General features: G+C 41.3%; 6 protein-coding genes. All 6 read left to right on the top strand.

Translation table 11 applies throughout. The features are described from left to right. The first annotated feature begins 96 nt into the window (after window positions 1-96). Window positions 97-8,991 carry a two-partner secretion domain-containing protein gene (locus K941_RS0110860; RefSeq protein WP_208854376.1) on the top strand — a complete coding sequence of 2,965 codons (8,895 nt, stop codon included), beginning with the start codon at window positions 97-99 and terminating at the stop codon, window positions 8,989-8,991. A 7-nt stretch (window positions 8,992-8,998) separates the two neighbouring features. Further along, window positions 8,999-9,358: a hypothetical protein gene (locus tag K941_RS0110855; RefSeq protein WP_029103640.1), complete on the top strand. Its 360-nt coding sequence runs from the start codon at window positions 8,999-9,001 to the stop codon at window positions 9,356-9,358. After that, complete coding sequence (locus K941_RS0110850) at window positions 9,358-10,431, top strand: hemagglutinin repeat-containing protein (RefSeq protein WP_029103639.1); 1,074 nt, start codon at window positions 9,358-9,360, stop codon at window positions 10,429-10,431. The genes K941_RS0110855 and K941_RS0110850 overlap by 1 nt, the downstream gene beginning before the upstream one ends. A 251-nt stretch (window positions 10,432-10,682) precedes the next feature. Next, window positions 10,683-12,707, top strand: a complete 2,025-nt coding sequence (locus K941_RS17800; RefSeq protein ID WP_029103638.1) for a VENN motif pre-toxin domain-containing protein — start codon at window positions 10,683-10,685, stop codon at window positions 12,705-12,707. After that, complete coding sequence (locus K941_RS0110840) at window positions 12,679-13,653, top strand: hypothetical protein (protein WP_029103637.1); 975 nt, start codon at window positions 12,679-12,681, stop codon at window positions 13,651-13,653. The genes K941_RS17800 and K941_RS0110840 overlap by 29 nt, the downstream gene beginning before the upstream one ends. A 12-nt stretch (window positions 13,654-13,665) precedes the next feature. Further along, window positions 13,666-14,190: an endonuclease V gene (locus K941_RS0110835; RefSeq protein WP_051226027.1), complete on the top strand. Its 525-nt coding sequence runs from the start codon at window positions 13,666-13,668 to the stop codon at window positions 14,188-14,190. Window positions 14,191-14,441 lie beyond the last annotated feature (251 nt).

Here is a 14,441-nt window from a genome sequence, read left to right as displayed (position 1 = left end):
GATAACTCAAGCATGGGCGGTAGTATGCCGGCTGCGTCATCACCTGTTGGTTTTGGTTTAAAGACTCTGACACTATCACTTCTGTTTAGTCTGGGCATGACTGCCCATGCTGGCACGCCCACCACCATCACCGCCGACCCATCTGCCGATAAATCATTACAACCCATTGTTCTGCCTACCGCCAGTGGTATCGTCTCTGTCAATATCGCCACACCCAATGATAAAGGGCTATCCAATAATCACTACAGCCAATTTGATGTCAGCAGTACAGGTGCTGTATTAAATAACAACCGTAAAGCAGTCAATACCCAAATCGCAGGATATGTACAAGCCAACCCCTTTATGGCAAAAGGTGAGGCATCCACCATCTTAAATCAAATTAATTCTAACAACCCAAGTCATCTGGGTGGCTTTATTGAAATTGCAGGACAAAAAGCCGATGTCATCATTGCCAATCCATCAGGGCTTGTGGTGAATGGCGCTGGCTTTATCAATGCAGGTAATGTACATCTTGTGGCTGCAAATGGCAAGTTTGACCAAGGACAAATCACCGGTTATCAAGTCAATACCGGCAACATTGAAGTTAATGGTAAGCTTAACCTACAAAACACTGATTATGCTGCATTGATTGCTAAAACCGCCCAAATCAATGATGAGATTTACGCAGGCAGCGTACTAGATATTGTCACAGGGGAGAATACAGTTACTCTGCAAGATGGTAAATTTAACCAACTTTCTGCTGCCCACAAAAATGACGGTGCAAGCAGCACAAACCAAACAGGTATTGCCCTAGATGTCGCTGCCTTAGGTGGCATGTATGCAGGTAAAATCCGTCTTATTGGCACAGACAAAGGCTTTGGTGTTAACAACCAAGGGATGATTGCAGCAACTGGCAGCGGTGTACAAGCTGGTACAGGCACGCTCACTCTTGATCATCAAGGCAATCTTGTTAATACTGGCATAGTGTCTGCCAAAGATAAACTTGCCGTCAACACCCATAATCATTCTGTTCAAAACGATGGCACGCTACTTGGTGAACAATCCGACATTGCCATTGACACCGCCAAGCTCACCAACACAGGCACCATTGCCAGCACTCAAAACACTAAGATAACTGCCACAAACGCCATTGACAATCAAGGCAGTATGTATGGTGGTGTCTTACAAGTTAGCACTGATGAACTCACCAATACTGGTAAGCTTGTCCAAACAGGTACAGGTAAGCTCACTATTAGTACCCATACACTTACCAACACCAACAAAGCTGCAATTGGTCAAAGCCTGTATGAAAAAACCCAACTTAAAGCACCCTCTGTGCCAAGTACCGATCAAAGTGCTGGTACGGTAAGCCATCAGCCAGCAGACAATACAACAACAAATAACTCAAATAATGGCGCAAACACACCCAATCCATCAACCGATACGCCATCTGCCAACGGTTTTATCAGCACCACCAAGTCTTTAAACAATACAGGTGACAAAGCACTCATCACCGCCACAGGTGATATTGGTATCACCGCCAATCAGACAAGAAACACCCATCAGGCATCCATTGATGCGCAAAGCTTTACCACCAACACCCTTGCCAACACCGACAGTAAAATCGCCCTAGATGACATCCACTGGCAATTAACCAGCTTTGACAACAGCAAAGGCGATATTAGCGCCAAAGATGGTATGGTGATTGAGAGTGGGTCTACCATCATTAACGCAGAGGGTAGTTTGACAAGCGGTGGGGATATGGTGCTTGTTGCCAAGAATGAGTTTAATAATAGCGATGGTGTTACACAAAGTGCCGGCGGTGCATCTATCACAGCGAGCAGTATCATTAATAATCAAGGCATGATTCACAGTGCTCATGCCTTGACACTAAGTGCTGATGGCACACTGACCAACAATGATGGCGTCATTAGTGGTACTCAAAACACAACCGTTGCTACCAAAACAGCCATTGATAATGCGGATGGTCGCATTCAGAGTCATGGCAAGCTTAGCATTAACACACGGCAATTAAATAGCACGGGTACGATTTACGCAGCCCAAGATACAGCCATTACTGCCAGCCATATTAACAATGAACAAGCAGGTCTGATTGCCAGTGCCAAGGATGTCCGTATTGACACTCAAAGCTTAACAAGTGCTGGCACCATCAGTGCAGGTATGCAAAGTGATGGTAAACTTGGTAATACACCAGCCAATATCAGCATCCAAGCAACAGAAGGTATTCGTAATAATGGCAATGCTATTGCGACAGGCACACTGACGCTAAATGCCAATACTATCAATCTTGATGACAGCAAAACCCAGGCTGACAATATCACACTCTTAGCACAAGACACCATTAGTACACGCAAAACCAGTACTGTCGCTAGCAATAGCCTTGCCATCACAGCGCCAAACAAACTGGATAATAGCGAGGGTATACTAAGTGCCAATGAGATGATTGTTAATACTGATGTCTTGGATAATCGTCAAGGCACCATTAGTCAAGCTGGTAAAACAGCGTTATCATTGGCAATTAAACGCAGCATTGATAATACCTTAGGTACTATTAGTACTAACAGTGATAAACTTAAGATTGATACCAATCAGCTTATTAATCAACAAGGTGCCATCCACCACGCAGGCGTAGGTGAGCTTCATGTAAAATCAGAAAATCTAAATAACAACCAAGGCGAACTATTAAGTCTAGGCACTCAAACACTAAACATCAACAAAACCATTGATAACAGCCAAGGTGTCATCTCGGCAACTGGCTTTACCATCAACGCAGATGGTTTGGATAATACCGCAGGTCTACTGCAAGCCACCGATAAAGAGGCTGACAATTCTTTAAATATTGACAGTACCCTTGATAATAATAAACTTGCCAGAGAGCAAGGCAGTATTGATGTTGCTGGTAATTTGGTACTCACTGCCAAAGCTTTACAAAACCAAGGTGCGATCACTGCCAATAATCTTAAGGCGACCGTAGCCAATGTTAATAACACTGGTGCTATCGGTGTCAGAGGTAATATACAAATCGCTAGCAGTCAAGACATTGATAATACAGGTAATATCAGTGCAGCAGGTAACATCACCTTAAATGCCAATAATATCATCAGTCATCAAGGTGTCATGATGGCAGCTGACAATATTACAGCCACTGCCAATCGCTTAAACTTCAATCAATCCACGAGCAGTGCAGACAATATTAGCTTATCAGCACAAGCGGATATACACCATAATCAAGGGGCAACAGTTGCCAACAATAAGCTTAGCTTAAAAAATACAAGTGCCATCTATAATCAAGGCGGTGTATTATCAGCCAATCACACAAGTATTGACACCAAAGATTTGCAAAATGGTGGCATTATCCAAGCGGATGTGCTTGCCATTAAACAGCAAGCGGATTATACGCACACCGATAATGACAAACTGCTTGCAAATAACTTACAGTTTAGCACTGACGGCAAGATTATCAATCAAAGCCAATTAATTGCCAACCAAGACTTAACGCTTGGTGCAAATCATATTGATAACACCCAAACAGGCACCATTAGTAGTGGCAATCACACACAAATAACCAGCCAAACCAGCATCAATAACCAAGGCCTAATCAATGGCGAAACCACGGTGATTAAAGCCAAGGAGACAATCAACAATCAGTCAGGCGGTCGTATTTATGGCACGCACCTTGCCATACAAGCCGACACACTAAATAACACACCAGCCAAAGCAGAACAATCAGATGGCAAGTACACCGCCCCTGTGATTGCAGCCAGACAGCGTCTAGATATTGGTGTAAAAACGCTTAATAACAACCCCAATCCAGACAGAGCGGGCAAATTTAACGAAAACTTCGACAGTCAAGCCTTAATCACAAGCCTTGGTAGCCTGCACATTGGTGGCAGTCTTGATGACAATCATCACGCCACAGGCAAAGCACAGACGGTTGTTAATAAAGGTGCGACGATAGAGTCTGGTGGGGGGATGGTGATTGACACCAAAACCCTACTAAATGGCAATGCCGATTTTAAAAAGCATAAGGTTGAAGTGATAGAAGAATCTGTTCGTAAGCAAACGCTTTACCGTGCCCATGAACAAGCTTCTACAATACCTGCTGCTCAAAAAAGCACCGATACCGCTGATTTGGATAAAAAGCCAATGGCGGGGCTATTTGACTGCCCTCCTGACAGTGACTGCATTATTAATTACGACAATGACTCTGTCATCTGGACACACTTTGGGATTGAACCGCCCAAAGAACCCATTCCAGACATCAAAGCCAAAGATCTGTTGGATGAACCTGAGTTGCCAGAGGGGGAAGATGCTCAAAGCTGTACTTTAGCAGGTGCAGACAATCAAGCTTGTACGCAATATAAAGAAGCGTTGGCTCACTACACCAAAGTGATGGGTCCATTATTAAAATGGGAAGAGGAAAATTCTACAGCAATTGAGGCTTTGCAATTGGCTATCAGGGAGCATAACCGCCAATTTGCAAAAAGTGATTCCGACTTAGCTTTAAACATCTATACCACAGATGAAGCTTATTTGGGTCCAACCAGCAAAAAAGGTGCACCAGAAGGTGCTTTGTATGTTAGAGATATTAATGGTATTGGTCGTTTTGCAACCGAAGAAGTGGATGTTATTACCACAGACTTTGTTGTCTATGAAGATAAAACACTAGCCTCTGACCCAGCTCGTATGGTAGCAGGTGCTAATCTTGTTGTGTATGGCGATACTCTGATTAATGACAAAAGCCAAATGAGTGCAGGTGCTGGCTTTTTGGTGGTTGGTGATACGGTTGTCCAAACCCCTGATAATGGATTGTATGGCGAAAAAGTCAAGCAAACAGAAAATGGTTACTTTACCAGATACACTGTGGAGTCGTCAGCTGGCGGTCGCCGCCACAAACGAGTACCCACCAACAGTGGCGCCTTTGTACAAGAATTTGCACCGCTAGATGCTTACCAGCTTCCCATTCTAAATGCTACCATCAATACAATACCTGTATCAACGAAGCATCCACCAGATGCTCTAAGCAGTAATGATAACCAAGCACTGCTTGATGCCTTGCAAGCCAACCAAGCCAATCTCTCTGCTACTGCTCAAGCAAAGCTAACAGCACTGCTATCAGTCAAACAATCAGGGCAGGATGTGGATGAGGCTGTGCTGGCAAGCTTGGTAAATGAGTTAGAACACAGCATTGCTAATAATCAAGCAGTAGTGGTGACGAAAACTGATAACACCATCAATCTGCCAAACTCAAGCCTCTACACCATCAACGCTGATAACCCAAATCTGCCTGTGGTACAGACTGACCCTGCTTTTACCAATTACAAACAGTGGCTTGGCTCAGATTATATGCTAAAAGCAATACAATCAGACCCAAATCACATCCATAAACGTCTATCTGATGGTTATGGCGAACAAGCGCGTATTAAAGATGAGTATTACCTACTGACAGGCAGACACATCAACACCGATTATCACAGTAATGAAGAAGCCTTTAAACAGTTGATGGATAATGGCATCACGGCAGCCAAACAATTCGGCTACACGCTTGGCACAGCACTCACGCCTGATCAGATGGCAAACTTGACCAGCGACATCGTCTGGTTGGTGAAACAGTCCATCACCTATACCACCAAAGATAAAGATGGCAATAGCATCACCAAAACCGAGGATGTCTTAGTACCCAAGCTGTATCTAAGATCTGCCAACATCGCCACAGGCACACTTAGTCCTGATGGCAGATACAGTGCTGTCTCAGCAAGAAATATCAACATGCAGCTGACTGGCGATCTTGACAATAATGGCAACCTCATCGCCAAAGATACTGCTGCCATCACCGCAAACAATGTCAATAACACAGGCGTCATTAATGGCGACTTTGTTAAGATAAGCACAAACAACGACCTCATCAACCACGGCACCCTACACGCAAACAGTGCCATGGGTCTTGATGCCAAAAACCGCATCATGAGCCAAAGCCTAACCACCACCCAAACAAACACGCAAGGCAGAAGTAGTTCAAGCAGAACTGACTTAAGCCAAATCGCCACCATCAGTGTTGGTGAGGGCTTAAAAGACAAAACCGATGATAATGGCAAGCCATTAACCACCCTAAGTCTGCGTGGCAATCAGATCATCTATCAAGGTGCCACATCAGACAACGCTGGCGGCAATACCCAAATGACCGCCAAAAACGGCATTGACATCACCACCATCACCACAAGCAATCACATCAGTGCTGTGGCAGATGACAACAATTACTTTAAGTACAGTCAAACTACCGATGTAGGCTCAAATATTACAAGCTATGGTGACACCATCATCAGAACCACAGGCAAAAACGCAGACATCAACATCAAAGGCTCGCATCTAAATGCCACTGGCACCACAGCACTGATTGCCACAGGCGACATCAGCATCACTGAAGGCCGTGCTACCCAAAGCTTGGATACGGCAAGTAAATTTACTGACAAAGGCATACTAAGCAAAAAGACCACCCAAACTACCCATCAGATGGATAGCAATACCAGTATTCAAAGTACGGTGGGTGGTGAAAATATTCTTATCAAATCAGGTGGCAACACACAGCTAACAGGTGTAGAGGCTAAGGCTACTGAAACAATCCGTATTGAAACAGGTGGTCATCTAATCATGGATGCTGCCAAAGATACCTTATCTACTAAAACCAGTAGCAGTGAAAACAGCAAATGGATTGGTGCAACCGTTGATAAAGGTGACTATACTCGCACCTATGAGCAGGTAGATGCCATCACCACTACCTTGCAAGCCAAGAATATCGGCACCAAATCAAATGGCTCAACCCTGCTAGAAGGCACACAGTTTGACTATACGCAAAGTGCTTCAGTCGTCAGTGGCGAGAAGCTGTATTTACAAGCCGCCATCTCAGGCACCTCTGAACACACTACCAGTAATGATAACTATGTTGTCTGGCAAAAAACAAAAGACAGTGGCAGTATCAAACAAACTGCCACACTGCCAAGCTTTGTAGGCAGTAGCGAACCCACCATCATTGCCCTAGATGGTGTGGACATACAAATCCCCATCTCTCAAAAAGATCAAGAGGCAGGCACCACGCTACAAGAGCAAATCGATACACTCATACAACAGCCAGAGTACAGCTATTTAAATCAGTTTATTGATAGAGAAGACGCTACTTGGCAAGAGATTATCCTAGCAGAAGACAGCTGGGATTATGAGCAGGAAGGATTGACGCCTGCAGCAGCGGCTTTAATTTCTATTGCAGTTGGTATCGCTACCAATGGCGTTGGTGCAAGCCTTTTGGGTACAACAGGAGCGACTACCACATCAATGGCAAACGCTGCCTTTAGTTCTCTTGCGTCTCAAGCTAGCGTTACTTTGATTAATAATAAAGGGAATGTTGCACAAACTCTAAAAGATCTGGGCAAATCTGATACGGTTAAAAGTATGGCTCAAGCCGCCGTTACCGCAGGTGTCACAGCGAGCCTTGATAAAATCATCGCCAATACAACCAATATTGACATTTCAGCTAGCGCAGGGTTTGATGACAAGCTGGCACGAGGGGTGATTCAGGGTACGGGTCATGCTCTAACAGAAAGCTTAATGTATGGCACAAGCCTAGAAGAGTCCCTAAAAAGACATCTGACCAATCAACTGGTGGATGCCGCAGCAGCTGGTATTTATACTCATGGTGTCAAACCACTAGACATCAATGATACAGAGCTTATCAGTAATGTCGCTCATAAACTTGCTGCAGGTCTAACAGGTTGTGTCGCCGCCAAAGCCAAAGACCAGTCTTGCGAGTCTGCCGCCATTGGTGCTATTATCGGTGAAATGGTGGGTGACTGGATGGCTAATAAACATGAAGTCACCCTACCTGATGGTGAGAAAGTCCTTATCCTAAGTGATGAAGATAAACAAAAAATCCTAAACACCGCAAAACTCACCGCAGGCTCTATTGCCCTACTGTATGATTTTAATGTGGATACGGCAACGCAGAGTGCTGATGAGGCGGTGAGGAATAATACACTATATCAAGAACATCTTAATACATATTTAGAATTAATTTACGAAAATAGAAGAACAAAAAAATTCGATGAATATACTTTTATCAAGGAAGTAATTATGCCAGCAATGGCAAAAAATAGCGAACAAACATACCAAGAGTTTAATGCTTGTGTAAGTAGCTCTCAAGCATCTTCTTGTCTACCCCACATACAAAATAGACTAAAGCAAACAAATTATGAAGCTATCTTGAGGGAGGTTGGCATTATTCCAGAAGCATACAATCAAGTATTAGCTTATGCTCAAAGAAATCACGATTTGGCATATTGTAATGAAAGTTCTGGAAATGGCTGTTTAAATCTTGCGCAATTTAAGAGAAACATTGAGAGTGGAGTATTTATTCCTGCAACTTCAGCAAGAGTTGGGGTCAAAACACCGACACCCAAACCTGCAAAAGCTAGCAAGCCTAGTCAAAATATTGGTCGCAACAATACTAACTATTCTGACGATTTTCATGCAAGCATATCTAATAGACAACCAGATTATTTCATAAATTTACAAGCTACCAAAAGGGTGCATCAAGTTACAGCCCCCATTGACTTTGATGGACATATATTAAATGCAGAAATAAAATCTGGTGGAAAAGTTGTAGGAGGTCATTCTACTGCAAATGGTAACATAAAAATTCTATCAGTAACAAAACAACCTGATAAAAAAGGTGTGTATGAGGCAAAAATAGCAGTTAAAGACCCTACAACTGGATCTTACTTGCCGAAATCAAATAATAGTGGAAAATCCACAATGTTTCCTGAGACTTGGACAGCTGATAGAGTAAAAGTTGAAGTTGATTATGCTTATCAACACAAAATTACTCATCCTGACCCCAATAAAGCTAAGAATGGTATGTGGTATGGAAAAACACCTTCAGGGGTTGCCGTTGAAGGGTTTTTAACTCCAAAAACCACAGTTTACCCTTTGTACAATAAATAGGTTTTATATGAACTTAAAATTTTATTATTATTTGTTTAATGATGAATTATCTCCCACAGTTGAAATTGATGATTTTGATATATTATCAATGTATTTATTGGATCACGGTGGTTGTTTTACATCACATGTAGATTTTTTTGAAGAATGCATTTACAATGTAAAAAATAATATAGAGTTTGATATGAGTAGCAACTCGTATGGAGTAATAAAAAATAATGATAATTTAGTAATATATTTTATCTATGATGAAGATAAAAGTGTATCAATAACATTAAACAATTTTATAACTATACTTCAGTTATGGGTTGATTTTTTAAGGAGAAATCCCTCTCTCAATTACAAAGAATACCACACCATTAAGGGGTAATGAACGATCTTATTGGCGCAATATCTGAGTACTATACTTTTTACATCACAACCCAAAATATCCAAACCAGCAATGAATCACACTTCTTACAAAAAACCACAGGGGTGACTGCCAGTGTTTCAAGCAGTCTTGTTGGCGAGGTTCAAAGCCTAGAAACTCTAAAAGAGTCTGTTAATGACACCAACTCTCGCCGTGCCAAACTGATGGGCAGCTTGGCTGCTGTGTCTAAAGCACGCACCATCGCCCAAAACCTACAAGACGGCAAACTAGGCTCTATCAGAGCCCAAGCTACCATCGGCAGTCAAAGCACCAAAAGTGATAGCCAAAGCCGTCAAGAGATGAATGATGCTGCCAATATTCATGCAGATGGCAATCTGATCTTTGATGTGTCAGGCAAAGGCGCTGACAGCACGGTCACCATCACAGGTTCAAACATCACAGCTCAAGAAAATCTATACAACCGTGTTGAGGGCGATGTCCTCTACCAAGCCTCGACACAAACTGACACCCAAGACAGTCAAAACAGCAGCAAAGGCGCAGGCTTTGGTGTCTATGCCTCTGCCAATCTTGGCACCGATGGACTAAGCTCAAACTCTGCTGGCTTTACCATCAATGCCAACAAAGCAAAAGGCAGTAGCAGTGAAACAACCACCACCCACACCAATACCCAAGTCACTGTTGGCGGTACAACCGTCAATGACATTGGTGGCAGTCTCATCCTAGATGGTGCCAATTTAAACACAAACCATCTCACAGGCACCATCGGTAAAGACCTGATTGTCAAAAGCCGTCAAGACGAATATCAATACACCCATGATCAAAAACAAACAGGTGGCAGTCTTGATGTCAGCTTCCAAGGCGTACCACAATCTGCCAGTATCAATGGTGGTAAAACAGATATAGACGCAAGCTACAAGCAAGTCACCCACCAATCAGGCATCAAAGCCAAAGGTCCACCCTGTCTGTACAAGGACAAGGCAGCTTCACAGGTGGCTATTTCATCACCGATGCAGGTAAAAACCAAACCCAATTTGCCCAAGGCATCCAAACCCAAGATATACAAAATCAGCTAAGTTATGAAGGCGATGCCATCAGTGTCGGCATTGGTATTGGTGCAGACACCAGCAATCCAAATGGCAAAGCAAAACCTGCCCTACAAGGCTTAGGCTATGGTACAATAGACCCAACCCACAAAACTTCCACCACCCACTCTGCCATCACAGACCAGGCAGGACTTAGCCATATCAACACAGAAAACTTCAAACAAGCAGAAGTTCAAAACCAGCTTAATGAAATCATCACCAATGAGTTTGATAAGGAGCAGGTGTTAACAGAGCTTGGGGCTCAAGTAACCATCACCCAAGCCTTTGATGCTGAACGCCGTGCCATTAGAAGTGAATTTGCTCAAAAAGCAGAAGACTATCGCAAAGAAGCCAAAGACTTACCAAATGATGACCCAAGAAAAGCAGAGCTTGAAGAAAAAGCCAAACAAATAGACGACAGCCTAAGACTCTTTGACGGTATCACCTCAGCCTTGTATGCACCTAACTCAAATGGTATCATAGGTGATGTTGCAAGAGCAGCAAGCCCTGAGCTTGCTTATCGGATTGGGCAAGAGTTTAAAGAAAATAAAATCCTAAACCAAGCAGACAATGGCAACAGACCAGAAGAGCAAAGCCTACAACACCTACTGGCTCATGCCGTCTTAGGTGCTGCTACAAGCTATGCCACAGGCAACAACATCGCCACAGGTGCATTAGCAGGGGTAACCAGTGAAAAAACTGCCCCAATCTTAGCAAGCTACCTATATGGCAAAGACCCGAAAGAACTTAGCCAAGAGCAAAAAGATACCATCACCAATATCATCACTCTAGGGACTGCTGGTATCGCTTATGGGGCAACGGGTGATGTCAGTAGTGCGGTGAATAATTTGGATGTAAGCAGGAATGTGGTAGAGTGGAATTACTTGCAAAATACTCTGATGAAAGATGGTAGGCGTATAAAAGTTCCAGCATCTGACGAGATAAGGGTTTATAATTATTACGAACTGCTTGTTCGCATAGGTCTGATTGATATTGATGATGTGCCAAATGACGTTTTTGAATCTATAGCGAAAACAGGTCTTGTTGATCAAGAAAATGTAACAACTGATGATGTTAAAGAAGTAATGTCTGGCGATGTTTTAGAGTATAAACAAGGCAGGCTTCCACTAATTAATCCAGATTTTTTTGACTACAATCAAATAGAAAATTTAGACAATATTTCGTATTTTCAGCAAAACCCCAATACCAAAAACTTATTGGATATTTTAAAAAACAACCCAAAAGTAAGTGTTTCTTCCAGCGAAGATGTAGCTAGCAATATTAATCTGATTTACACAAGAGATTTTGATATTATTCAAAAAACTGGTTGGCGAAAATATGTTCCATTTTTAAATGATCCAGAAGTAAAATATGGCGATTTTCAACTATCAGAAATTATTATTAATGCCAATAACCAAGGCATCTCTGAAATTTATCAAACCCCTAAAGTTTATCCGCATAATTACAATTCTGGTGATTATAGCACGGAAATACGTACTGGAAGTAGTTTTGACACTCTTGGTTCACCTGTTGAGGAATCTGACTATGTTGCTGCTTTCAAGGAAGGCTGGTCTATTGGTGTAGAAACTGGACTTGCAAATGACCCTGTTTTACAAACGGGAAAAGTTGCTCTAGGGGCTTTAGCTGGGGTTAATCCGAGAAAAATAGATGAAAGACTATTGAAGCAAGTGGTGTTAAATGCTGAAAAAGGACATATTGCCTACAGTAAGGGAGCTATTGGAAATAAGATTATTGACGATTCTGGTTTTGGGAACTTTAGCAAGAATGAATTAAGGGCAGGATTGGATGGAACTTCTAACGATTCTATCCGGTGGCATTCTTTTCCAGGTGTAACAAAAGGAGTGGATGACAGGCAACTTATTATTAACGATAAGGAGGCATATCTCAAAGGCTTAGCTAAAATTTATGAGGCAAGCGGTCAGAAATTAAATGGTCGTACGGAGAAATTAATATCCGATAGCATTGATAGAAATAATATCTATTCTGTGAGAAATGGTTTGCCAGGCACTCATGCCGAGATAAGAACTTACAATTCTATTACTAGCCGATACCCGAATGTCAAAGATAAAGATATTAGTATAGCCACTGCTAGAGCGGGAGAGGATTATAGAATAGGTGAGAGTTTTCCAGCTTGTACTAGTTGTACAAGTATTTTGCCCAAAGAAGTAAATATTCCCACTGGCAGAATACAGCCTTTGCCTAAAGGTAGTAAACAAGATGGCAAAACATACAAGAGAGAAGAGTAATATGAATGTTTTCCGATTAAAATCTCATTTATTAAAAAATCAAGATAATCGTTGGTTTTTACAAAATCAGCCTTACACAGGGATTGTATTTTTTGATAAAGATAATTTTCAACTCGATGTGTTTGAAGTAGAGAGTGGTTATGTTACTAAGCCTTATATATCTCCATGTCAAAAAACATTAACAGGTATTTTACCATCTCCAATTTCTATTGATAGCTCTTCATTCAGCAATGAAGAAGAAGATGTTTATGGTTGTGGAACAATTCCTCAGATGTACCAAAATTCCATTTATCAAGGAATGTCTTATAATTTTAGAAATGGGAAATGTATTTATGAGGGTTGCAGTAATGAAGATGGTATTACAGAAAGCAAGATTCATTGGTCTTACAATCCCAATAATCCAATTCTGGATGATTTAAAGCAATTTGAATTGCAAAACTACGACAAAAAACTTCCGAGGTCTTTCTATTACTATTATCGCTCAAATAATAGTTTTTCATATTATCTTTGGGATGATAAGGATTATTATGAGCATATTAGTATTTCTTACTTTCCTGATTCAGGTATGGTAAAATCATTGTTTCTGCAAGGAGATGTATTAAAAACAAAATCATACTTAAATTGCCCAATACAATTGCCAGAAATATTTAGAATAATAGAAAATTATCACAATTTCATTTTTTGTGATAAAGTTGGTCATTTAGTTTTACGCATAGACAAAAGTTATATTCGGCAACTTTTTGACACATGGCTTAAAAATAATGCCTTCAAAAATATAAAATCTCTCAGCATTGGAGGTGTTGAAGGACTGGAGGACTTGTCAATTTTTAGCAATAAGAAATATTTTAGAAGTTTGGCAGAGCTTGCTATAGATGAAACATTGGATAAGTCGGTCATTCATGATTTAAAAATTAAAAATCCAAATTTAAGTATAAGATTATATTAATAGGAAAGTATTTTGATTTATCTTATTTTAGATGCTTATTATCATGATGTTGATGGTAAAACTACAGCAAATGTTTCAGCAATTAGATTTACTGGTATTGAGAATAACATTGTATTAAACAAATACAAAAACGTTGTTCATGATGTCAGTCCTTATCAGTCAGGTCAATTTTATAAAAGAGAAATGCCATGTTTATTAGGATTAATAGACAAAATCAATGATCCTTTTGATGTTATCATTATTGATGGCTATGTGTATTTGGATGGTAAGGGTAAAGCAGGTCTTGGTAAATATTTATATGACCAATTAATCATCAAAAAGCCAATTATTGGCATTGCCAAGACAAATTTTTATGGCATCCCATCAGAATATAAAGTATATCGTGGCAATAGCAAACACCCTTTGTATGTTACTTGCATTAATATTAGCATAGACACTGCTAAAACTTGGGTTCAAAAACTACAAGGTCAATATAGAATTCCTGATATCGTTAAAAAAACCGATATACTAAGCAGGGAAACTGATACAGAACAATAGCTCGGTAGGTTGGGTTGAACGATAGTGAAACCCAACATTTAAATTCAGCCCTTGATTTTGTTGGGTTTCGTAAACTCAACCCAACCTACGAGCTACCAGTGAAAAAACTGCCCCAATCTTGGCAAGCTACCTATATGGCAAAGACACAAAAGAGCTCACCCAAGAACAAAAAGATACGGTTACCAGTGTCATTACCCTAGCCAGTACAGCGACTACTTATGGCACAACAGGTGATGTCAGCAGTGCGGTGA

Source organism: Moraxella caprae DSM 19149, assembly GCF_000426885.1.
Classification (GTDB): domain Bacteria; phylum Pseudomonadota; class Gammaproteobacteria; order Pseudomonadales; family Moraxellaceae; genus Moraxella; species Moraxella caprae.
The sequence above is the reverse complement of the archived record's forward strand: the minus strand, read 5'-3'. Positions and strand labels throughout refer to the sequence as shown.